Origin of the sequence: Bradyrhizobium sp. BRP56, assembly GCF_020194035.1 — a bacterium.
GTDB classification, from domain to species: Bacteria; Pseudomonadota; Alphaproteobacteria; order Rhizobiales; family Xanthobacteraceae; genus Bradyrhizobium; species Bradyrhizobium australafricanum.
In genome coordinates this window covers 1-20,905 of the sequence record NZ_JADYVV010000056.1, presented here as the reverse complement: position 1 = coordinate 20,905, position 20,905 = coordinate 1, and the positions used below count along the sequence as shown (strand labels likewise).

21 protein-coding genes are annotated in these 20,905 nt (G+C 65.5%); 13 read left to right on the top strand and 8 right to left on the bottom strand.

Going from position 1 to position 20,905, the window contains the following annotated elements:
- The first annotated feature begins 30 nt into the window (after positions 1-30).
- Positions 31-1,152, top strand: a complete 1,122-nt coding sequence (locus tag I6F38_RS31355; protein WP_225163130.1) for a hypothetical protein — start codon at positions 31-33, stop codon at positions 1,150-1,152.
- A gap of 22 nt (positions 1,153-1,174) precedes the next feature.
- On the opposite strand, the gene I6F38_RS31350 is transcribed toward I6F38_RS31355, so the two are convergent.
- The 3 genes from I6F38_RS31350 to I6F38_RS31340 all read right to left on the bottom strand — a co-directional run bounded on the left by I6F38_RS31350 (position 1,175) and on the right by I6F38_RS31340 (position 5,466).
- Entirely contained in the window at positions 1,175-2,107 is a 933-nt protein-coding gene (locus I6F38_RS31350) for an N-acetylmuramoyl-L-alanine amidase (protein ID WP_225163159.1), read from the bottom strand.
- A 211-nt stretch (positions 2,108-2,318) separates the two neighbouring features.
- On the bottom strand, positions 2,319-3,881 hold the full coding sequence (locus tag I6F38_RS31345; protein WP_225163129.1) for an alkaline phosphatase D family protein: 1,563 nt from the start codon (positions 3,879-3,881) through the stop codon (positions 2,319-2,321).
- Positions 3,882-4,062: 181 nt separating this feature from the next.
- Positions 4,063-5,466, bottom strand: coding sequence for a TAXI family TRAP transporter solute-binding subunit (locus tag I6F38_RS31340; protein WP_225163128.1), 1,404 nt, complete (start codon positions 5,464-5,466; stop codon positions 4,063-4,065).
- 212 nt (positions 5,467-5,678) lie between these two features.
- On the opposite strand from I6F38_RS31340, the gene I6F38_RS31335 reads away from it, so the two are divergent.
- Both I6F38_RS31335 and I6F38_RS31330 read left to right on the top strand, forming a co-directional pair.
- Positions 5,679-5,984, top strand: a complete 306-nt coding sequence (locus I6F38_RS31335) for a 4a-hydroxytetrahydrobiopterin dehydratase (protein ID WP_225163127.1) — start codon at positions 5,679-5,681, stop codon at positions 5,982-5,984.
- A 91-nt stretch (positions 5,985-6,075) separates the two neighbouring features.
- Complete coding sequence (locus tag I6F38_RS31330; protein ID WP_225163126.1) at positions 6,076-6,453, top strand: YkvA family protein; 378 nt, start codon at positions 6,076-6,078, stop codon at positions 6,451-6,453.
- A 355-nt stretch (positions 6,454-6,808) separates the two neighbouring features.
- Here the strand turns inward: I6F38_RS31330 and I6F38_RS31325 are convergent, their stop codons facing one another.
- On the bottom strand, positions 6,809-7,789 hold the full coding sequence (locus I6F38_RS31325; RefSeq protein WP_225163125.1) for an NADPH:quinone oxidoreductase family protein: 981 nt from the start codon (positions 7,787-7,789) through the stop codon (positions 6,809-6,811).
- 105 nt (positions 7,790-7,894) lie between these two features.
- Between I6F38_RS31325 and I6F38_RS31320 the strand changes: the two genes are divergently transcribed.
- From I6F38_RS31320 to argG, 7 genes are all read left to right on the top strand, one after another.
- Positions 7,895-8,731: an SDR family oxidoreductase gene (locus I6F38_RS31320; RefSeq protein ID WP_225163124.1), complete on the top strand. Its 837-nt coding sequence runs from the start codon at positions 7,895-7,897 to the stop codon at positions 8,729-8,731.
- A gap of 154 nt (positions 8,732-8,885) precedes the next feature.
- On the top strand, positions 8,886-9,479 hold the full coding sequence (locus I6F38_RS31315; protein WP_050383624.1) for an invasion associated locus B family protein: 594 nt from the start codon (positions 8,886-8,888) through the stop codon (positions 9,477-9,479).
- A 125-nt stretch (positions 9,480-9,604) separates the two neighbouring features.
- Complete coding sequence (gene rlmN, locus I6F38_RS31310) at positions 9,605-10,819, top strand: 23S rRNA (adenine(2503)-C(2))-methyltransferase RlmN (protein WP_092087850.1); 1,215 nt, start codon at positions 9,605-9,607, stop codon at positions 10,817-10,819.
- Positions 10,820-10,969: 150 nt separating this feature from the next.
- Positions 10,970-11,455, top strand: coding sequence for a hypothetical protein (locus I6F38_RS31305; protein ID WP_225163123.1), 486 nt, complete (start codon positions 10,970-10,972; stop codon positions 11,453-11,455).
- A gap of 19 nt (positions 11,456-11,474) precedes the next feature.
- Positions 11,475-11,777, top strand: a complete 303-nt coding sequence (locus I6F38_RS31300) for a hypothetical protein (RefSeq protein WP_156436599.1) — start codon at positions 11,475-11,477, stop codon at positions 11,775-11,777.
- A gap of 37 nt (positions 11,778-11,814) precedes the next feature.
- Positions 11,815-12,597: a phosphatase PAP2 family protein gene (locus tag I6F38_RS31295; protein ID WP_225163122.1), complete on the top strand. Its 783-nt coding sequence runs from the start codon at positions 11,815-11,817 to the stop codon at positions 12,595-12,597.
- Between the two features lie 90 nt (positions 12,598-12,687).
- Positions 12,688-14,025 carry an argininosuccinate synthase gene (argG, locus tag I6F38_RS31290; RefSeq protein WP_225163121.1) on the top strand — a complete coding sequence of 446 codons (1,338 nt, stop codon included), beginning with the start codon at positions 12,688-12,690 and terminating at the stop codon, positions 14,023-14,025.
- 168 nt (positions 14,026-14,193) lie between these two features.
- Here the strand turns inward: argG and I6F38_RS31285 are convergent, their stop codons facing one another.
- A complete protein-coding gene (locus I6F38_RS31285) occupies positions 14,194-14,781 on the bottom strand; it encodes a TetR/AcrR family transcriptional regulator (protein WP_225163120.1) in 588 nt (195 codons plus the stop codon).
- A gap of 97 nt (positions 14,782-14,878) precedes the next feature.
- On the opposite strand from I6F38_RS31285, the gene I6F38_RS31280 reads away from it, so the two are divergent.
- Together I6F38_RS31280 and I6F38_RS31275 are read left to right on the top strand one after the other, a co-directional pair.
- The gene (locus tag I6F38_RS31280; RefSeq protein ID WP_028340880.1) at positions 14,879-15,244 is read left to right on the top strand and encodes a hypothetical protein; all 366 of its coding nucleotides are present in this window, start codon (positions 14,879-14,881) and stop codon (positions 15,242-15,244) included.
- Between the two features lie 110 nt (positions 15,245-15,354).
- Positions 15,355-17,112 (top strand): alkaline phosphatase, encoded by a 1,758-nt coding sequence (locus tag I6F38_RS31275; RefSeq protein WP_225163119.1) that lies wholly within the window; start codon positions 15,355-15,357, stop codon positions 17,110-17,112.
- Positions 17,113-17,410: 298 nt separating this feature from the next.
- On the opposite strand, the gene I6F38_RS44285 is transcribed toward I6F38_RS31275, so the two are convergent.
- Complete coding sequence (locus tag I6F38_RS44285) at positions 17,411-18,622, bottom strand: OmpA family protein (protein ID WP_346657147.1); 1,212 nt, start codon at positions 18,620-18,622, stop codon at positions 17,411-17,413.
- Between the two features lie 412 nt (positions 18,623-19,034).
- On the opposite strand from I6F38_RS44285, the gene I6F38_RS44280 reads away from it, so the two are divergent.
- A complete protein-coding gene (locus I6F38_RS44280) occupies positions 19,035-19,763 on the top strand; it encodes a hypothetical protein (RefSeq protein WP_346657146.1) in 729 nt (242 codons plus the stop codon).
- Positions 19,764-19,986: 223 nt separating this feature from the next.
- Here the strand turns inward: I6F38_RS44280 and I6F38_RS31265 are convergent, their stop codons facing one another.
- Positions 19,987-20,220, bottom strand: a complete 234-nt coding sequence (locus I6F38_RS31265; RefSeq protein WP_225163158.1) for a hypothetical protein — start codon at positions 20,218-20,220, stop codon at positions 19,987-19,989.
- Positions 20,221-20,329: 109 nt separating this feature from the next.
- Positions 20,330-20,716, bottom strand: coding sequence for a VOC family protein (locus I6F38_RS31260; protein ID WP_225163117.1), 387 nt, complete (start codon positions 20,714-20,716; stop codon positions 20,330-20,332).
- Positions 20,717-20,905: the final 189 nt, after the last annotated feature.

The window sequence follows — 20,905 nt, the reverse complement described above, 5'->3', positions numbered from 1 at the left end:
TCGGTGACGCAAACGCTTCGGGAAAGCGTCATGGTGGTCAGGATATTTGCCGCGCCCGCAGCCGCGCTCGCTCTCGGGCTGCTGCTAGCGCCGCCGTTCGGCTCGGCCGTCGTCGGTCGCTTCGTGTCGCCAGCTCTCGCTACGCCGGCCGCACTTTCGAGCGAGCAATCGGCCGCGCTTGAGACCTATGACAAAGCCTTGAAGGGCTTCGAGTCGATCCTGCGCCAGCGCCGCGCGCAGATCGATTCGAAGCAGCCGTTGCCCGACTTGCCGGGCCAGGCGATCTATCTGGCCCGTGTCGAGATGATGAGCGCCTACAAGGACCTCACCGATGCGCTTCCGTCCAGGATTGGAAGACCCAACAGATTCGGAATTCCCCCGGCCTACTTCAACGCCGACAATGAGCCGCTGCTCGATGAGTACAGGAAGCTCTTCGACGTCATGGAGGCCCCGCCCGCCGGTGCGCAGACATCCGATACGCCATTCAAAGACGTGGTCGATCTGGCGACGGTGATCGCGCGGGCCAAGGGTCTTGACGCCGCCGACGCCGCCGTCGCGGGCCGTATCAGCCTCGGCCTCTTCTTTGCCGAGACGAACGGCAAGCAGAATGCGGGCAATGCACGATCGAACACCTATAAAGGAAGCCTGCAGACCGGCCCGTCCGAGGATCGCGACGGCCGAAGGAAATGGGCCGCCATCAAGGGGTCGATCGCGACACTCGATCCTGCGCTGAGCCGTCGCGACGACCGGGAAGAGGCGCGGGTCGGCAACCTCGACCACAGGTTCAATCACTGGACCGCCGTGCGGGACGGCCTCATGAACGCACACGCCGAACTTTTCCCGCAGGTCGCGGCGATCCAGAAAGCGCTGCCGGACCCGATCGATCAGATGAAGGTCTTTGAGCTGATCCAGATCATTCCCACGCCGACCAGGGCAGCGCTCAAATCGGGCAACCTCGTCGGCTACAGAATTTCCGATCCCAGGATCATGCGATATCTGCGCAACAACAGCGTCTTCGCGTTCGGCCGGGCCGACCGGGCAAGAACATCCGCGACCTTCCGCGAGATCCTCGATGCGATGTGGCTGTTCAACGCCAAGTTCGAGCAGGCGCTTGCCAAGTTCACGGAGATCAAGTCGGGCAAGCCGGGCTGAGGAGGAGTCGATCGCTCGGCCGTCAGGGTGGACCGAGCAGCGCCCATCGCGGCTCGCAGAATTCCTTCACAGCGGAAGCGACGCTGCTGCTGATGAGGTTTTGGCGCTCGGGCGAGTCCATCTCGCGTTCCTCGTCCCGGTTGATGATCGAGCCCGCCTCCAGCAGGATCGCGGGCATCGCGGTCTTTCTCAGCACGATGAGTTCATCATTGCTGTAGACGCCGGTATCCTTGTTCAGCAACGGGTGCTGGTAACGACCCATGATGGCCTGGCTGTATTGCTCGGCATAATGCAGGCCCTGGGCCTTCATTTCCCCGGCGACCAGTTCGGCGAACCGGAGGCTGGTCTTGAAGTCCGGATTGTCCCGGGAGACGAACACGGAGTAGCCGCTGAAGCGGTCGCTGAAGTGGCTTTTCTTGCCCTCGAACTCCCAGTCCTCGAGCATCTTGTTGGGCACGGAGTCATGGTGGATCGACAGCAGCAGATCCGCGTGCAGATTGTTGGCGGCGGCGACCCGCTTGAAGAGGCTCGGTCTCGCTTTGCCTTCGGTCAGCAGTAGCCTGGTTTCGGCAAAGCCTTCGGCCTTCAACCTCTCCTCGATCAGCTTCGCAAGGCGCAGGTTGAAGGTGAACTCGGCGACATTCCGCGCGCTGATCGCGCCTTCCGATTGCGCGGTATGTCCGACATCCAGCACGATCCGGAACGTCGCGGGATCGCATTTGGCAGCGGCCGGCTTGAGAGCTGAAAGCGGCAGGGTGACTGGCCCAAGGGCGGCCAGCCGCATGGCGCGGTGCCTGGGTGGAGCGCGGTGCCTCGCCAATTTGCCAGCCCTTGTCGCCTTCGCGCGCTTCGGCGACTTGGCATGCTTGGGTGAGCTCTTGAAGAGATCGGGCAGCCAGCCGGCATCGCTGACTTCGATCGGCAGCAGCGCGAACACTGCGATCGCGACAACCAACAAGCGGCGAGGCCGAAACCTCGCAACGCTACCACCGAGCACGCGAAAGAATTCGCAGCGCCTCATGCTCCGCCCCTCCGGGCCCCCAGCATAACGGCTCTGACATCGGTACCGGAAGATGCCGGGGAGGTCCATCCCCGGCAATCGCGTTGCCGCGCCTTGGCAAGGCCGTCAAGACGAAGAGTCCGGTTCCGTCGTGGCTGTGATCGAACTAGACCGGCTTGGGATCGAGGGTGATCGCCCACAGCTCGGCGTCGACGCGGTCGCGCAGGCTCACCGTCATCTGCCCGCTCTTGCCGTCGATCCTGACGTGGCCGAAGAACTGCATGCCCGCCGACGGCGGCAGGTTCTGGTTGCCTTCGCCCGGCGCCTTGATGAACTTCACCTCGGGGCCGAAGGTGTTGTCGAGCTCGTTCGGACCGAACGTGCCGGCATGCAGCGGGCCGGAGACGAATTCCCAGAACGGATCGAACTCCTGGAACTGGGCCTTGTTCGGGTTGTAGTAGTGCGCGGCGGCGTAATGCACGTCGGCGGTCAGCCACACCGTGTTGACGATTCCCGCGGTCTTGATGAAACGCAGGATGTCAGCGATCTCGAGCTCGCGGCCGCGCGCCGGGCCATCGCCCTGCGCAAAGGCTTCCGAGCCCTTCTTGTTGGCGGCGTCGTCATAGACGATCAGCGAGAGCGGCATGTCGGAGGCGATCACCTTCCAGGTGGCGCGCGAGTTGAGCAGCGCGCGCTTCAGCCAGGCCATCTGGTCCGGGCCGATGAAATAGGCGTCGGGGCCGTACTGCTCCTGCAGGTTCAGGCCGTTGGGGCCGCGATAGCTGCGCTCATCGAGCATGAAGACGTCGAGATGCGGACCGTAGCTCAGCGTGCGATAGACGCGGCCCGGCTCGACGATGCTCTCGCGCATCGGATACATCTCGTGGAAGGCCTTTGCCGCGCGCGCCGCGAGCACGGTGATGTCGCGCTCCTTGTAGACCGCCGGCAGCTGCTTCGACGGCGACCAATTGTTGGTCACCTCGTGATCGTCCCACTGCACGAAGATCGGCACCTCGGCATTGAAGGCGCGGACGTTGTTGTCGAGGAAGTTATACTTGTGGGCGGCCCGGTATTCGTCGAGCGTCTCGGCGACCTTGGCCTTCTCGGGGATCGTGACGTTCTTCCAGACCTTGCCGTGGGGAAGCTTCACCTCGGACGGGATCACGCCGTCGGCGTAGATCGTGTCGCCGGAGTGCAGAAGGAAATCCGGAGCGTGCTTCTTCATCGCGGCGAAGGTGATCATGCCGCCGTCGTCGGGATTGATGCCCCAGCCCTGGCCGGCGACGTCGCCGCCCCACACGAAGGAGACGTCGCGGCGATCGCTCGGCGCGGTGCGGAAGCGTCCGACCACCGGCTCGCCGACGACGTCGATATGGGCGAGGTCGCGGAAGCGGACGCGATAGAAGATGTCCTGGCCGGAGGGCAGGTTCTCCAGCAGCATCTTGGCGGTGAAGTCGCTCTCGGGCAGCGCCGTGATCGGCGGCAGCGTATGGGCGTCCTTGAACGATTCAGCGGTCGCGACCTCGACCATCATCTGCGACGGCCGGTCCGCACGCGCCCACACCACGCCGCCGTCGACGCCGACATCGCCGGACTGCACGCCATGGGTGATCACGGGACGGTCGGCGGCGCGCGACAGATAGGGCATCGCAATCACGCCGGCGCCGGCCGCAGCCGCCGTGGAGAGAAAGCGTCGGCGGGTGAGATTTCGCGAGAACCGGATCGTCATGGGGAGCCTCCTCAGGTCACAGCGACAATGCGCCGCAGGCGCGCCAAGACCTAGAAAAATTCCATGACGGAGAGATTACAGCGGCGGGAGTGCGGGACGTAAGGGAAGCACATCTGTCAGGCTCCCTCTCCCGAGTGCGGGGGAGGCAAGGGGAGTTTGCGGATAAAGATTGGCGGCGCCCCTACGCCGTGCCCGCCGCCCTGAACTGCGTCGCAGCCCGTTGCAAATTCTGCGGCATGCTGAACAACAGCGCCTTGCGGTCGGCGACGGCGTTATGAAGCTGCTCGAGCGCGATGTTGAACGCGGTCAGCGTGCCTTCCTCGATGGCGCCGTGCTCGAAGCAGTCCAGCGTGTGGCGCAGGATGTCGTCGGCCTCCGCCTGCATCTGGTCGAGTTCCTCGATCGAATCGCTTTGCCGTGCGGTCTTCAGCATCTCCAGCAGGCGTTCGCGCTGCGAGGTGTTGGTGTTGCGCTCGTCCTGCTTGAGATAGCCGGCGAACCACGCACCGGCCGAACCCATCGCCGAGAACGCCATCAGGCTCCACCAGATGTAGTCGCTGTAGCGGTCGAGGAAGGTTTTTTCCTCGCCGTCGACAAACGCCGCGGCGCCCGGATGCACCGGAATGGTGGCATCCTTGTCGGTGTCCGGCGTCTCGATCTTGGCGGCGAGCGGGAAATCGGTCTTGAGCGACTGCCGGATCGCGAACAATTGCCGCGTGAATGCAGCGACCGTCGAGTCCGACAGGCCCTTCCGCGCAACGATGTGGTGCGAGAAGCTAATCGTCTTCACCTCATCATCGGGCCGGTCGGCGGAGCCGAGCGAGCCGGCGGGGATTTCCGCGGCCTCATAGGCCGGATGGTTCTGCGCGATCGCCTCGGAGGCGTCGATCGCAAGGAAGCTGGGCTCGCCGCCGTCGCGGACCGACGCCGTGATCGCATCGATCGTGATCTTGCTGTTGGCCGGGCCGACGGCGAGATAGGCGTCGGCCTTGAGATTCTTGATCGCTTCCGCCGCCTCATTCGCCGGGAATTGAACGATCTCGACCTTCATCGGGTCGACGCCGTATTGCGTCAGGATCAGCTTCAGCAGATTGACATTGGCCGGGGTGCGGCCGACGACGCCGATCTTGCGGCCGGCGAGCTGCGCGATCTTGGTGATCCGCGCGGATTTCCGAACCTTGCCCTTGGCGGGCGGAACCCACATCACCACGACATTCTTGCGCAGGGTCGCGACCGCCTGGGCATTCTTCGGCACCTCGAGATCGCCGCGGATGATGGCGAGATCGGCCTTGCCGTCGGCCAGCGTCTGGGCGCTGGCAGTGGCGCCCTCGGTCTGCACCGGCCTCAGCTTGACCTGGGTGTTCTGCTGGTTGTTGAAGGCCTGCGCCAGCGCCTGCACGACCTTGACGTCATCGCTGTTGGCAGGACCGACCGCGATCCGCAGCGTCACCGGACGCACGGCGAAATAATAGCCGGCCAGCAACGTGCCGATGATGGCCAATGCGCCCGCGATCAAAACGAACATCAGCCGCCGCTTTGCCGAACGCAGCGGCTTGGGCGACATGCTGGCGGAGCCGTCTGTCATCGATCTCGCAAACAATCGTCGGGGCTCAATCTCGCAAAACTACCAACGCGCATACATCCTCTATGTGTAGCAAATTACTGAACGGACAGATGTTACAACTCCGTCATGGTTACCAGCGGCGATAGGACGCGATTTCGGCCTTAATTTGGGCGTGGATCCCATCCCGGAGGCCGGTTGTTAGGCTAAAGTCGGCGTCAAACGGGAGGGTTATCATGGTCGAACGGCTGTCAGCGGAGGCGAGGAAGGCCGCCCTTTGGGAACTGGCCGGCTGGTCGGAGGCGTCTGGCCGCGAGGCGATCGCCAAGACTTTCGTGTTCAAGGACTTCAATGAGGCCTTCGGGTTCATGGCCCGTGCCGCCCTGGTCGCCGAGAGGAGCGACCATCACCCCGAGTGGAAAAACGTCTACAAGACCGTCGAGGTGGTGCTGTCGACCCACGACGTCGGCGGGGTGACCAAGCGCGACATCGACCTCGCCAAGGCCATGAACGCGATCGCAAGGCAGCTTGGGGTCAGTTGACCCCGGCGCGTGGAACCTTGCGCGGGTCCGCCGATATCCCCAGATTCGCATCGTCCGCCGCCGAATTGGCGCGGCGTCGAGGAACCTTGCGATGACATCGAGCGAACACGGCGCGGGATTTGGGCCTGCCGATCGGCTGGCGCAGGATCCTGAGAGCGTGCGCCGCCGTTTCTGGATCAAGTTCAAGAAGGTGGTGGCGAGCCTGCCCTTCGCGGAGGACCTGCTGGCCGCCTATTACTGCGCCTTCGACCGGCAGACGCCGCGCCATGTGCAGGCGGCGCTGCTCGGGGCGATCGCCTATTTCATCCTGCCGTTCGATTTCGTGCCCGACATGCTGCCGATTCTCGGCTTCACCGATGACGCCGCAGTGCTCGCAACCGCGCTCCGCATGGTGGCAAGCCACATCACGTCGGAGCATCGCGATGCCGCTCGCGCCGCGCTGAAGCGCGGGGTGCCGGACGAGGAGTGAGATCTGCCTTCTCCTTCCCCCTGAAAGGGGGAAGGTCGGGATGGGGGTCAGCCACAGGCGACGCTGCAAGCCGGCAGATTTGATCCCCACCCGCTTTGCTCTCGCGAGCAAGGCGACCTCCCCTTTTCAAGGGAAGATTATGATGCATCCCGGATTTCGCTGCGCTCCATCCGGGCTACGAAACTTTCGATCCGTCATCCTGAGGAGCGCGAAGCGCGTCTCGAAGGATGTACGGCCACCAGCGGGGCCGTCGACCCTTCGAGACGCGCGCAAGAGCGCGCTCCTCAGGGTGACGGAGACGGTAGGGAGCGCCATGGTAATCTGTTCGGCTCCTTCCGGGCTGCGCAATCTCGGTTCAGCTTCCCGGGTGCAGGATCACCTTACCCATCGCTTTGCGGCCGGCGAGCACCTTCAGGGCTTCTGATGTCTGCGACAACGGGAAGGTGCGGTCGACATGCGAGGAGATCTTGCCTTCCGCGGTCCACTGCACGAGCTTCTCGAGGTTCTTGCGATTCTTGTCCGGATTCTGCCGCGCCCAGGCGCCCCAGAACACGCCGCGGATATCGCAGCCCTTCAGCAGCGCGAGGTTGAGCGGGATCTTCGGAATGTCGCCGGCGGCAAAGCCGATCACCAGGAAGCGGCCTTCCCATGCGGTCGAGCGCAGCGCGGCCTCGGCGTAGGAGCCGCCGACCGGATCGAACACGATGTCGGCGCCCTTGCCGTCGGTCAGCTTGCGCAGGCCTTCCTTGAGATCTTCCTTGCCATAGTTCAGCGTCAGCTCGGCGCCGTGCTGCTTGGCGAATGCCAGCTTCTCGTCCGACGAGGCGCAGGCAATCACCTTCAACCCCATCAGTTTGCCGAGCTCGCACGCAGCAAGGCCGGTGCCACCGGCGGCGCCTAACACCGCGAGCGTCTCGCCCGGCTTCGGGCTTGCGCGATCTTCCAGCGCATGCAGCGCGGTGCCGTAGATGATGATGATGCCGGCGGCGCGGTCGTAGTCGAGATTGTCGGGAATCTTCACGATCGAATTCGCCGGCAGCGCGATCTTGTCGCGCGCGCCGTTGTGGCCGCAGGAAGCGACGACGCGATCGCCGACCTTCAGGTCAGTGACGCCTGCCCCGACGCTTTCGATCACGCCGGCAACTTCGGCAGCCGGCGAGAACGGGAACGGCGGCTTGATCTGGTACTTGCCCTGGATCATCAGGATGTCGAAGAAATTCAGCGCCGCCGCCTTGATCGCGATCACGGCTTCGCCGGGACCCGCCACCGGATCGGGCACATCAGCCAGCACGAGATCGTCAGGTTGACAGTATTGCGAGCAGAGGATGGCTTTCATGGACACACCTGAGTTTCGGACGCAGAAAGAGCTGCAAGATCTTGGACTACAAGCTTCATGCCGGATTTGCGGCGGAGCGACAATACAGTGCGGAGGGATCAAACTATGTTTGAAAAAGGCCTGCTAGCGAAAAAGCGCATCCTGATCACCGGCGGCGGCTCCGGCCTTGGCGCGGCGATGGGCTACCGCTTCGCCGAACTCGGCGCCGAACTGATCATCTGTGGGCGGCGCGAGGGGCTGCTGGAGGAAACCGCAGCGAAATTCCGCAGCGAGCTCGGCGCCAAGGTTTCCATCGCGCGCTGCGATATCCGCGACGGTGCGGCGGTCGAAGCGATGATGGATCAGCTCTGGCAGGACGCGCCGATCGACGTGCTCGTCAACAATGCTGCCGCAACCTTTATTGCGCAGAGCGAACATTTGTCGTTCCGTGCGGCGGACGCGATCCTCGCGCCGACACTGCATGGCACGATGTACTGCACGCTCGCCGCCGGCCGCCGCTGGATCGACGGCAAGCACAAGGGCGTGGTGCTCTCGATCCTGTCGACCTCGACCATCACCGGCCGCGCGTTCACGGTGCCGTCCTCGATGGCCAAGACCGCGGTGCTGGCGATGACCAAGAGCCTGGCGGTGGAGTGGGGCCCGAAGGGCATCCGCACCGTCGCGATCGCGCCCGGCGCGTTCCCGACCGCCGGCGCGACCGGACAGTTGCGCCCCGAAGGGCGCGGCGAGAGCTGGGCGCATCGCAATCCGCTCGGCCGCGCCGGCGAGCATTCGGAGCTCGCCAATCTCGCGACCTTCCTGATCTCGGATCAGGCCGGCTACATCAACGGCGAGATGGTGGTGCAGGATGGCGGCTCGCACTTACGCGGTTCCGGTGCCGAGGACCTGCTGCAATGGACCGATGCGCAGTGGGAGAAGCAGCGCGCTGCGCGCGCCAAGTGATAACGCGTCGCGATTACGCGCCCGACGGTGAGCGGCGTTCGCCTTTCGGCCTAACTGCCTTCCCAAAAAAGCGTTTCCCGGTTATCCATCCGAGCCGGCGGAGGGGAATCGCCGGGCCATCTTGCAGTCACAATGATGGGGGAACCAGTTGGCCGTGCGGCAGATTCTGACATCACTGGTTGCTTGTATCCTGTGCGGGTTCATCACCCTCGCGCCGGCGCAGGCTGCGCCCAAGAAAGATACGGCCAAGGAAGCAGCCAAGCCGGCGCCTTCGGCTGCCGCGGCTGCGGCCGGCGGCGCCGAGCCGACGCTGATCGGTCAATTCGGGACCTGGGGCGCGTACACGGCATCGCCCAACGGCAAGAAGGTGTGCTTTGCGCTCGCCAAGCCGTCGTCGTCGAAGACCAATCCGGCGAACCGGCCGCGTGATCCGGCCTATGCCTTCATCTCCACCCGTCCGGCGGAGAAGGTCGTCAACGAAGTCTCGATCATGATCGGCTACACGGTGAAGCCGGGCTCCGAATCGACGCTTCAGGTCGGCGGCGGGACCTATGCGATGTACACGCAGGGCGACGGCCTCTGGATCAAGAATGCGGCCGAGGAGGAGCGGATGGTGGAATCCATGCGCAAATCGGCCGAACTGACGGTAAAAGCCGTCTCGGCCAAGGGCACCGAGACGACAGACACCTTCTCGCTGAAGGGCCTGGCGCAGGCGCTTGACCGGCTCGGGCAGGACTGCCGGCGCTAGAGCATGATCCGGAAAAGTGTGAAGCGGTTTTCCGGAAAGATCATGCTCTAAAAATCGACTTAAGGCCTGAAATCGAGGTATTTGGTGGCTTTCCAGCACCGGCTGGAAGGCCTATTTGAGGTTTCATGACCGACACCGTGACCACCCATGCCGTCTCCGGCGCCAGCGCGCTGGTCGAGAAGGTTCCGCTCGAGACCTATGTGCCGCCGGCCAAGCCGTCGCTGATCGGGCTGTCGCGCGCCGAGATCGCCGAGCGCCTGGGCGAGATCGGGGTGCAGGCCGGCCAGCGCAAGATGCGCACCCAGCAGCTCTGGAACTGGATGTATTTCCGCGGCGCCAAGAGCTTTGCCGAGATGACCAACGTCTCGAAGGACATGCGCGCCGAGCTCGAGAAGCATTTCACCGTCGACCGTCCCGAGGTGGTCGCCGAGCAGATTTCCAATGACGGCACGCGCAAATGGCTGCTGCGGCTGCCGAGCGGCGACAAGGTCGAGCGACCGCACGAGGTCGAGTGCGTCTACATCCCCGAAACTGATCGCGGCACGCTGTGCGTTTCCTCGCAGGTCGGCTGCACGCTGAACTGCGCGTTCTGCCACACCGGCACGCAGCGGCTGGTGCGCAACCTCACCGCCGGCGAGATCGTCGGCCAGGTGATGGTGGCGCGCGACCGGCTGAACGACTGGGCCGATCGCGAGGACGGCACGCGCCGCGTCACCAACATCGTGATGATGGGGATGGGCGAGCCGCTCTACAATTTCGACGCAGTGCGCGATGCGCTGTTGATCGTCGCCGACAATGAAGGCATCGGCATTTCCCGCCGCCGCATCACGCTGTCGACCTCGGGCGTGGTGCCGAACATCCAGCGCACCGGTGACGAGATCGGCGTGATGCTCGCGATCTCCTTGCATGCGGTGCGCGACGAGCTGCGCAACGAGCTGGTGCCGCTGAACCGCAAATATCCGATCAAGGAATTGCTGCAGGCCTGCCGCGATTATCCCGGCGCCTCGAACGCGCGGCGCATCACCTTCGAATATGTGATGCTCAAGGGGGTCAACGATTCGCTCGATGACGCCAAGCTCCTGGTGAAGCTGCTCAAGGGCATTCCGGCGAAGATCAATCTGATCCCGTTCAATCCGTGGCCGGGCACCGCCTACGAATGCTCGGACTGGGAGCAGATCGAAAAATTCTCCGAATACATCTTCAACGCCGGCTATTCCTCTCCGGTGCGCACGCCGCGCGGCCGCGACATCCTCGCCGCCTGCGGCCAGCTCAAGTCGGAGACCGAAAAGCTCTCCGCCCGCGAGCGCCAGGCGCTGCGCGCGATGGCGATGACGGATTGAGTGTGTTTCCATATTTCGTCATGGCCGGGCTTGTCCCGGCCATCCACGTCTTAGCTTTCTCCGCGAGAAGACGTGGATGCCCGGGACAGGCCCGGGCATGACGGAGGAGAGGCTAGTGCCTGGCTTGATGTTCGATGATGGGATGACCCGATGGCCCTGATCGGCCGCCTGTTCGTCGTCGCCTTCGGCTTCCTGATGGCCTGCTTCGTGGCAGGGATCATCGTGGTCGTCGCGGTGCTGTATCCCGAGATCAGCGATTTCGGCGGGCAGATCGACCAGAGCGCGATCAACGTTGTGCTCGGCTTCGGGTTCATCTTCATTTCCGGCTTCGCACTGCTGCCGGCGCTGATCGTGGTGCTGATCACCGAGGCGTTCTTCATCCGCAGCGTGCTGGCCTACGCCGTCGGCGGCGCCATCGTCGGCGCGGCCTGCTATCTCGGCCTGGTTCCGTTCGATCCCGATATGATGCAATTCCACGGCATCGTGCGCCGGCACATGGAGATCATGACCGGCGCCGGCATCGTCGCGGGCCTGGTCTACTGGCTGATCGCCGGCCGCACCGCCGGCGCCTGGCGCGAGCCGGCGCGACCGTTGCCGCCGCCCCCGCCATTGCCGTCGCAATCGCAGCGGCCGTGACCTCGTCCAGAGTGCCAACATGGATTCGAACCAGAGAGCCGCATCCGCAATCTTGGGAAGCGTGATAAGCGCGCAGTCGGGCAAATTGTCACTTCCCGAGCTTGAACGAGATATCCTCGCTCAATTGCCGGCGATCGACTCAACCTTGCCCAGAGCGACCCGGGAACTTCTGGATGGACTAGTATTGAGCGTTTTTCAGGCGCAGACGAAAAATGGTGCTGCAGCGCTCAATACTCCGCGGCAGTTTAACTACGACGAAAATGAAGGTGTCGATCACCTGTTTGATCAAGCGGCAAATGCCCTTCGGGCTTACTTGAAATGATTGCGCCACCTCATCCGCGTCGGCTAAACCGCGCGCCATGAACCGGACCGGACTTTTCATCGCGCTGGCGCTGGCGCTCATCGTCGGCATCCTGTTCGGGATCTATCCCGAGCTCGATCTGAAGCTGGCGGCGCTGTTCTACGATGTGGCGCAGAAAACCTTCCCGCTGAAGCTCGACGCGGTGGCGTCGTTTGCGCGCGATGCGGCGATGTGGATCGCCTGGGCGCTGGTGCTGCCGGCGATCGTCACCATCGTCTGGAAATTCATCCGGCCGGATCGGCCGATGCTGATGTCCGGCCGCGCCGCGGTGTTCCTGCTCACCACGATGCTGCTCTCGGCCGGCGTGCTCACCAACCTTACCTTCAAGAATTATTGGGGCCGGCCGCGGCCGGTGTTCGTGACGCAGTTCGGCGGCGACCTGCAATTCGTGCCGTGGTGGGACCCGCGCGGCGGCTGCCCGCGCAACTGCTCGTTCTTCTCCGGCGAGGGCGCCACCGCGTTCTGGACCTATGCACCGGCGGCGCTGACACCGCCCGCGTGGCGGCCGCTGGCCTTTGCCGGAGCGACCGTGTTCGGCATCGTCACCAGCGGGCTTCGCATGGCCTTTGGCGGCCATTTTTTCACCGATGTGGCGATCGCGGGCCTGGTGTCGTTCTTTACGGTCTGGCTGTTCTATGCGCTGATCTACCGCTGGGCAGCGACCCGGCTGACCGACGCCCAGGTCGATGCCGCGCTGACGCGCCTTGCAATGCCCGGCTACCGGTGGATGCAGCGCTGGCGCCGGGGCGGCCGGGCGGCGTCCAGCCAGCCCGAGGCCTGATTTGGGCCTGATTAAAGGCGTGCTCAGCGTTCGGAAATTTGATATCGCCACCCCGAAAACATCATTGATTTCGACCGATTGGACCGTCCCATGAGTACGATTCTGAAAAGCCTGCCCACCGGCGAAAAAGTCGGCATCGCGTTCTCGGGCGGGCTCGACACGTCGGCGGCGCTGCTCTGGATGAAGCTGAAAGGCGCCAAGGTCTTCGCCTATACCGCCAATCTCGGCCAGCCCGACGAGGCCGACTACGACGCGATCCCGCGCAAGGCGATGGATTTCGGCGCCGAGAAGGCCCGCCTGGTCGATTGCCGCACCCAGCTGGTCCATGAGGGCATCGCCGCGATCCAGTCCGGCGCGTTCCACATCTCGACCGGCGGCATCACCTATTTCAACACCACGCCGCTCGGCCGCGCGGTGACCGGCACGATGCTGGTCGCGGCGATGCAGGAGGACGGTGTCAACATCTGGGGCGACGGCTCGACCTTCAAGGGCAACGACATCGAGCGCTTCTATCGCTACGGCCTGCTGACCAACCCGAGCCTGCGGATTTACAAGCCCTGGCTCGACCAGCAGTTCATCGACGAGCTCGGCGGCCGCGCCGAGATGTCGGCGTTCATGACCGCGCAGGGCTTCGCCTACAAGATGAGCGCCGAGAAGGCCTATTCGACCGACAGCAATCTGCTCGGCGCGACGCATGAGGCCAAGGATCTCGAGAGCCTTGCGAGCGGCATCACCATCGTTAACCCGATCATGGGCGTGCCGTTCTGGCGCGCCGATTGCGACGTTAAGGCCGAGAAAGTCGTGGTGCGGTTCGAGGAAGGCCAGCCGGTCGCGCTGAACGGCAAGACGTTTGCCAATCCGGTCGCGCTATTCCTTGAGGCCAATGCGATCGGCGGCCGCCACGGCCTCGGCATGAGCGACCAGATCGAGAACCGCATTATCGAGGCGAAGAGCCGCGGCATCTACGAGGCGCCCGGCATGGCGCTGCTGCACATCGCCTATGAGCGTCTCGTCACCGGCATCCACAATGAGGATACGATCGAGCAGTACCGCATCAGCGGCATGCGGCTCGGCCGCTTGCTGTATCAGGGCCGCTGGTTCGATTCGCAGGCCTTGATGCTGCGCGAGACCGCGCAGCGCTGGGTGGCACGCGCCGTCACCGGCGAGGTGACGCTCGAGCTGCGCCGCGGCAACGACTACTCGATATCAAACACCGAGAGCCCGAACCTCACCTATGCGCCGGAGCGGCTCAGCATGGAGAAGGTCGAGGACGCCGCCTTCACGCCGGCCGACCGCATCGGCCAGCTGACGATGCGCAACCTCGACATTGCTGACACCCGCGCCAAGCTCGGCCTGTACAACAAGACCGGCCTCATCTCGAGCGACGAAGGCTCGCAGATCTTCCAGCTCGAGAACGACAAGGACTGAGGCGGCACCCTCTCGCCTTGTCGTCCCGGGCAAGCGAAGCGCGACCCGGGACCCATAACCACCGGCCATGGTTATGAAGCACACTGGTGCTCCAGCGCGCTTCCACGACTCCTCCCTGTGGTTATGGGTCCCGGCCTTCGCCGGGACGACGTGGGGAGAGAGGCCTGCCTACTTCACCCTGAGCGCATCGAGCAGCGAGCGGAACGCCCGCGCGTAATCGGTGCCGGTCTTGCCGATGTCCGGCCCCGCGGAGACCGCAACCGCGGCTTCCGTCACCGCGCCGAGCAACAGCCGCGCCAGCGGTTCGATCGGCTGCCTGGCGATCACGCCGGCGTCCATCGCGGCGGCCAGCGCGCGCGGAAACTTGCCGCCGAAATGTTTGGCGTCGATCTCGCGCCAGCGTTCCCAGCCGAGCACGGCGGGGCCGTCGCGCAAGATGATCTGGCCGGTCGGGCCTTTCGAGCACGCCGCGAAATAGCCCTGCGTGCCCGCCGCCATCGCCGCCAGCGGATCGTTCTCGGCGCGCGAGATGCGGTCGAGATCGGCAACAAGGTCGATCGACACCTGCTCGAACACCGCCTCGAACACCGCCTCCTTGGTCGCGAAGTGATGATAGACCGCGCCCTTGGCGACACGCGCGCCGGCGGCGATGTCGTCCATCGTCGCAGCGGCGAAGCCGCGCTCGCCAAAAATGCGCCGCGCCGCCTTGACGATGGCGGCTCTGGTTTTCTCGCGCCGTTCGGCCTGGGTTGCCATGGCGCATCTCTAGCCCAGGTTCCGTAGCGGCGCCAGTTGACTTACCGACTACTAGTCGATAAATACCGACCGTAAGTCGGTAAATGGAGAATGTCCCATGCCTTCGCTCAGGACGTTGCAAGCCTTCGCCGACACGGTCGAGTCCAACGACCATGTCGGCGCGATCAGGAATTTCTATTCAGTCGATGCCCGCACCCAGGAGAATGACGGTGAGTGGCGCGTCGGCCGCGAGGCGCTGGCGGCGCGCGAGGCGGCGGTGCTGGCCGCGGTCGCCGGCGTCAAGACCACGCGGCTCGGGCCGCTCCTGCTTGACGGCGATCATTCGGCGATCTGCTGGCGCTTCGAATTCACCGGCAAGGACGGCAAGGTCCGCAGCATGGAGGAGGTCGCCTGGCAGACCTGGCGCGGCGAGGAGCTGGTCGAGGAGCGCTTCTTCTACGATCCGCAGCAGATGGCGCGCTGAAATCACGCCGGCCTTGCGGCAATACGCCCCGGCGCGCCTCATTGCGCCGTCATCCGCCGCAACTAGCCTCCGCTCCGATGCGCATGATGCGCGAGAGCGGAGCATCGATCATGATCAAACAAGTTGCCGGTATAGCCGTCACGCTGGTGTTGTCGGCAGCGCAGGCGTTCGCCCAGACGATCTATCCGATCGATCGCGCCGATATCCTCGTCGGCGCCAAATTCGACTTCAAGGTCGAGCTTCCGGGGGTGGTCGATCAAGCAAAGCTCAAGGTCACGCTGAACGGCGCGGACTATGCCGCGGTGTTCGGCCAGGGCGGCACATTCACCGCGCACGAGGCCGGCCGGGAGCAGTCGGCGCTGTTGCTGCGCGATGTCTCGCTCGTCAAGCCCGGGCAGGTCGCCGTCGAAGTCAGTGACGGCGCGCAGAGCCGGACCGTGACCTGGACCGTCTACGACACCGGGGCACGCAAGGCCAGGAACGTGATCCTGTTCATCGGCGACGGGATGTCGCCGTCGCACCGCGTCGCCGCGCGAATCCTCTCCAAGGGAATCGCGGAGGGCAAGAGCCGCGGCAAGCTTGCGATCGACGACATGCCGCATATGGCGCTGGTCGCGACCGCAGGCTCGGACTCGATCATCACCGACTCGGCGAATGCCGCGAGTGCCTACGCCACCGGCCACAAGGCCGCGGTCAATGCGCTCGGTGTCTACGCCGATCGCACGCCAGATCCGCTCGACGATCCCAGGGTCGAGACCATCGCGAGCCTCGCCAAGCGCCGGGCGGGCCTTGCTGTCGGCATCGTCACCAACACCGAGGTCGAGGATGCGACGCCGGCGGCGATGGTTGCGCATACCCGCCGCCGCGCCGCCTATGACGCGATCGTCGCGCGATATTTCGACGCGAAGCCCGACGTGCTGATGGGAGGTGGGTCCGCGAACTTCCTGCCGCAATCCGCGTCCGGATCGAAACGCAAGGACGATGTCCATTATCTCGCGCGCTTCCGCGACGCCGGCTATCCGGTCGCGACGACCGCAGGCGAACTCGCCACGCTCGCAGCTAAGCCGGACACCCGCCAACTGCTCGGCCTGTTCGCCGCCGGCAACATGGACGGCGCGCTCGACCGCAAGTTCCTGAGGGGCGGCGGCGTCAGGAAATTCCCCGAGCAGCCGGACCTGACCGAGCAGATTCAGGCCGCGCTCACGGTGCTGTCGAAACACGAGGCCGGTTTCTTCCTGATGGTCGAGTCCGGCCTGATCGACAAATACGCCCATCTGCTCGACATGGAGCGCGCGGTCTACGACACCATCATGCTCGACAATGCGGTGCGGCTGGCAAAGGACTGGGCGAAAGCGCGCAACGACGACACGCTGATCCTGGTCGTGGCCGATCACAACCATCCGAACAGCCTGGTCGGCACCATCAATGACGACATGGCGGCGACACCCAACGTGCCGCTGCGCGAGCGCGTCGGTGTCTACGAGAAAGCCGGGTTCCCGAATTATCCGGCGCCGGACGCCGAAGGTTATCCGTCACGCGTCGATGTCAGCCGGCGGCTTGCAATCTTCTCCGCCAGTCTGCCGGATCACTACGAGACGTTCCGCCCGAAACTCGACGATCCGAACGAGCCGACCGTGAAGGGCGACCAGCCCGACACGTTCAAGGCCAATGACAAGTACAAGGATGTCCCCGGCGTCGTGCTGCGCTTCGGCAATCTGCCGGCGATGATCGGCGCCAGCGTGCATTCCGGCGAGGACGTCATTCTCACCGCGACGGGCCCGGGCAGCGAGCGCGTCCACGGCTCGATGGACAACACTGAGGTGTTCCGCGTGATGGTCGAGGCGCTGGGACTGGGTGCGGGCAAGTAACGCATGATGAGATTGAGACGAGGCATGCCCGCTGTACCCCTCCCGCTTGCGGGGGGCGAGATGAGCAAAGTTTGCTGTTGGAGGGTTGGCGTGAGCGGCGAGGCTTCTCCGACCTCCCCTTGAAAAGGGGAGGTCGCTTTGCTCGCGAGAGCAAAGCGGGTGGGGATCTGCTCTCTCCGTAGACACCGTCACCTGCGGCTGACCCCCATCCCGACCTTCCCCCTTTCAGGGGGAAGGAGAACAAACAAAAATGGCCGGGATCGCTCCCGGCCATTCCGTCGCGTCATGTCGCGCCGGCTCAGCGCGGCGGCGCGGCCGAGGCGGTGCCGCCGTTGAGCAGCGGGGTGATGCGGCGGACGGTGACGCGCCGGTTGATGCGGCTCGGTCCGTCGGTCTGCTCCTTCGGATATTGAGAGCCATAGCCCTGCGAGGTCAGGTTCTCAGCCGGCACACCGAACTGCTGCGTCAAGAGCTCGGCGGCGGATTGCGCACGGCGGTCCGACAGTGACAGATTGTCGGTGTCGTTGCCGGTCGCATCCGTGTGGCCCTCGATCAGGAACACCTCGCGCGGGTTGCGCTGGATGGCTCGGTTGAGGCCGTCGGCGATCACCTGCAGCCTCGCCGCCTGGTCCGGTGGGATGGTCCACGATCCGGAGTCGAAGTTGATCGTGTTGACGTCGATGCTCGGCATCTGCATGCGGACATTGGGGCTGTAGCGGATCTCGTCCAGCGAGTAGCGCCGTTCGATCCGCTGCACCGGCGGTGCCTCCATGGTCTCGTAGATCACGTCGGGCGATGCGTCCTGAGCATCGACGATGTAGCGATCGTAGGGGATGTTGACCACCGGCGGCGGCGCGTCGACATAGAAGCCGCCGACCGCCCGCGGATCGCGATAGCTGTTGTCGATGATGACGACCTCGCGGCCGCCAGTATCCCTGCGGATTCGGCGCAACATCTGGCCGTCGGAGCCGACCACCGTGATGATCTCGCTGCCGTCGGGACGAACCACCACGGTGCGGGTTTCGCCGCCGATCGTCTCGGTGCGGATATCGCGCGCGCCATAGCGGAAACGATAGACGTCGTCGCCGCGGACATAGGCCTGGCCGCCGGGATCGCGGATGATGACGCGGTCCGGCTCGGTGTAGATGGTGCGGCCGCCCTCGACCACCTCCTGCCGCTGGCTGTGCAGGTCGGCGATGCTGCCGCCGATGATGGCGCCGGCGACCACGCCGGCACCGACGGCGGCACCGATCGCGAGCGGCTTGATGTTGTCATGGCGCGGTGGCGGCGGCAGCGGCGCTGCGACGGCAGGCGCGGCGCGGAAGGCGGGCGCAACCGTCGGCGGCGCATATTGCGCGCGGCCGGGCGGCGGCGTTGCGGCGGCCGAGCCGGGGACGACCGATGGCGCGGGCGCGCCCATCGCGGCGCCCTGGGCCGGCGATACGCCGGGCGCGACGCCCGGACGTGCTGCCGGCTGACCCGGAGCCGGGGCCGCGCCGGGCGCGCCCATTGCCGCGCCCGGGGTTGCCGGTGTTCCGGGCGGTGTCGCCGGACGTCCCTGCTGACCTGGCGCCGGTGGCGTCGGCGTCGCGCCGGGTGCCGGAGGCGTTGTTGCGGCAGGCGGGGTGCCTGGACGCGCGGGCTGTGCGCCGGCTGCCGGAGGTGTCGGCGTCGGTGTCGCACCGGGAGCTGTCGCGGCGGGCGGCGTGCCCGGTCGTGCCCCTGCTGCCGGCGGCGTTGTCGTTGCCGAAGGCGCGGGCGTTGAAGTCGCCGCGGGCGGGGTGCCCGGCGGTTGCTTGGCGCCGCCAGGGCGTTCACCGCGTTCGCCACCCGGACGATCGCCGGGGCGGCGTTCGGCCGGCGCCGTTGTCGGAGCTCCCGGCGTTGCGGGCGTCGGAGTTGGCGTTGCCGCCGTGGGCGGGGTGCCGGGACGTGCTGCCGGCGCGGCATTCGGCGTGGCGCCGGGCGCCGGCGTCGGCGGCGTGTGCGCGGGTCCTGCGCCGGGCGGCGGCGTGCCGGGTCGCTGCGGTGCTGCGGCCGGCGGCGGTGGCGTCGGCGTCGGCGTCGGATGTGCGGGGGCGGCCGCCGGCGGTGGCGGGGTTGGCTTCGCAGGCGCTGCTGCGGGCGGCTCCGGCCGTGCCGGTGCCAGCGATGGCTTCGCGGGTGCGGCCGCAGGCGGCGGCGGTGTGGGATGTGCGGGAGCAGCCGACGGCGGAGGTGTCGTCGGGCGCGCCGCAGGCGGCTCGGGCCGTGCGGGAGCCGGCGGCGGTGCCGGATGCGGTGCGGCTGCCGGAGGCGGCGTCGGCTTTGCCGGTGCAGCTGCGGGCGGCTCCGGCCGGGCCGGTGCCGCAGGCGGGGTCGGCTTCGCGGGCGCTGCGGCCGGCGGCGGAGCAGGATGTGCGGGTGCCGCGGCGGGAGGTGGCGCCTGCGGATGCGGCGCTGCGGCCGGCGGTGCGGGACGTGCAGGAGCACCCGGCGCGCCCGGCGCCGGCCGCGCCTTCGGCTTTCCGTCAGGTCCGGTTTCTTCCTTCTGCTGCGCCTGTGCGACGACCAGAGGCGAAGTTTGGGCGTGCGACGCTGAGGTGGCGAATTGCATCACCGTCAGCGCAGTCGTGGCAAGCAGCACGAGACGAAGCTTTGTCATTGTCTAGGAGTCCCCGGCGGAAAGTCTGGGCAGGAAAGCAAAGTGAGAACCGAACAATTCGGCAGGACAATGAACCGCCAGCCGTTAGGCCGGATTGTGGCGAGCCACGAATCATCGGCGAAGTTTATTTCGACATTATAACGGGTTGCGTGTGTGATTGTTCACCGCGCGTTCAGAAGAAACGCGCCGACACATTTGCGATCGACGTGGAACTTGGGCGCAAGGGCGACTCATCGGCCGGCGAGTCGATCTGTCGCAGGCGGCGGGCCGGACGGTCCAGGCGGTCCACGCACCGGTGATTCGTCAGGTGTCTTGCCGGGCAACTCGTCCGGTCGCGGCGGCTCGCCGGGTTCGCGCACCGGCTCCGGAATCTCGGGGCGCGGACTGCCGGGCGGAATTCCCGGCGGCGGTTCGCTCGGTGTACCCGGCGTCGTCGGCGGAATCTCGGGAGGCTCGATCGGCATCATATCGAGGCCCCGCGGCGGTTGCCGATGCCAGATCGCGTCGCGCGCATTGATCGCTCCATCGAAGTTCGCAGCGACAACGGATCGCGCGCCGCGGCGTTCCGATGTTTCACCCGGGCGTGTGGCAGACCGCCTCGATATTGTGGCCGTCGGGATCGAGCACGAATGCGCCGTAATAGTTCGGGTGATAATGCGCGCGAATGCCGGGCGCGCCGTTGTCGCGGCCGCCGGCCGCCATCGCGGCCTTGTAGAAGGCATCGACGGTGGCGCGGTCCTTGGCCGTGATGGCGATATGCACCGGCTTGTTCATGGCGCCTTCGCCGCCGATCCAGAAGTCCGGCCTGCCGTCGGAGCCGAAGCCCGCGGCGGGCGCGTGCCCGGTCACTTCCGCAGGCACTTCCATGATCAGGCCGTAGCCGAGCGGCGCCAGCGCCGTCTGGTAGAACGCCTTCGCGCGTTGATAGTCGGAGACAGAAAAGCCGATATGGTCGATCATCGCGAGCCTCCCTTGTTGTGATGCACTTGCATCCGCGTTCTCGTGTCACCTCCCCTTGCAAAGGCTCTCGTATGCACACATCTTGCTAGGCGATTTGATTGCTGATTCCGTGGGTTGAGTGATGATTCACGGAGCGTTTGATGTTGGGACTGGAATTTGGCCTGGGGCGGTTCGGCGACCTGCGGCTGG

What these genes read in the sequence shown, in the direction of transcription:
- I6F38_RS31355 (WP_225163130.1), top strand. Translation starts at nt 31, where the DNA reads ATGGTGGTCAGGATATTTGCCGCGCCCGCAGCCGCGCTCGCTCTCGGG.
- I6F38_RS31345 (WP_225163129.1), bottom strand. Translation starts at nt 3,881, where the DNA reads ATGACGATCCGGTTCTCGCGAAATCTCACCCGCCGACGCTTTCTCTCC.
- I6F38_RS31340 (WP_225163128.1), bottom strand. Translation starts at nt 5,466, where the DNA reads ATGACAGACGGCTCCGCCAGCATGTCGCCCAAGCCGCTGCGTTCGGCA.
- I6F38_RS31335 (WP_225163127.1), top strand. Translation starts at nt 5,679, where the DNA reads ATGGTCGAACGGCTGTCAGCGGAGGCGAGGAAGGCCGCCCTTTGGGAA.
- I6F38_RS31330 (WP_225163126.1), top strand. Translation starts at nt 6,076, where the DNA reads ATGACATCGAGCGAACACGGCGCGGGATTTGGGCCTGCCGATCGGCTG.
- I6F38_RS31325 (WP_225163125.1), bottom strand. Translation starts at nt 7,789, where the DNA reads ATGAAAGCCATCCTCTGCTCGCAATACTGTCAACCTGACGATCTCGTG.
- I6F38_RS31320 (WP_225163124.1), top strand. Translation starts at nt 7,895, where the DNA reads ATGTTTGAAAAAGGCCTGCTAGCGAAAAAGCGCATCCTGATCACCGGC.
- rlmN (WP_092087850.1), top strand. Translation starts at nt 9,605, where the DNA reads ATGACCGACACCGTGACCACCCATGCCGTCTCCGGCGCCAGCGCGCTG.
- I6F38_RS31305 (WP_225163123.1), top strand. Translation starts at nt 10,970, where the DNA reads ATGGCCCTGATCGGCCGCCTGTTCGTCGTCGCCTTCGGCTTCCTGATG.
- I6F38_RS31300 (WP_156436599.1), top strand. Translation starts at nt 11,475, where the DNA reads ATGGATTCGAACCAGAGAGCCGCATCCGCAATCTTGGGAAGCGTGATA.
- I6F38_RS31295 (WP_225163122.1), top strand. Translation starts at nt 11,815, where the DNA reads ATGAACCGGACCGGACTTTTCATCGCGCTGGCGCTGGCGCTCATCGTC.
- argG (WP_225163121.1), top strand. Translation starts at nt 12,688, where the DNA reads ATGAGTACGATTCTGAAAAGCCTGCCCACCGGCGAAAAAGTCGGCATC.
- I6F38_RS31285 (WP_225163120.1), bottom strand. Translation starts at nt 14,781, where the DNA reads ATGGCAACCCAGGCCGAACGGCGCGAGAAAACCAGAGCCGCCATCGTC.
- I6F38_RS31280 (WP_028340880.1), top strand. Translation starts at nt 14,879, where the DNA reads ATGCCTTCGCTCAGGACGTTGCAAGCCTTCGCCGACACGGTCGAGTCC.
- I6F38_RS31275 (WP_225163119.1), top strand. Translation starts at nt 15,355, where the DNA reads ATGATCAAACAAGTTGCCGGTATAGCCGTCACGCTGGTGTTGTCGGCA.
- I6F38_RS44285 (WP_346657147.1), bottom strand. Translation starts at nt 18,622, where the DNA reads ATGGGCGCGCCCGGCGCGGCCCCGGCTCCGGGTCAGCCGGCAGCACGT.
- I6F38_RS31265 (WP_225163158.1), bottom strand. Translation starts at nt 20,220, where the DNA reads ATGCCGATCGAGCCTCCCGAGATTCCGCCGACGACGCCGGGTACACCG.
- I6F38_RS31260 (WP_225163117.1), bottom strand. Translation starts at nt 20,716, where the DNA reads ATGATCGACCATATCGGCTTTTCTGTCTCCGACTATCAACGCGCGAAG.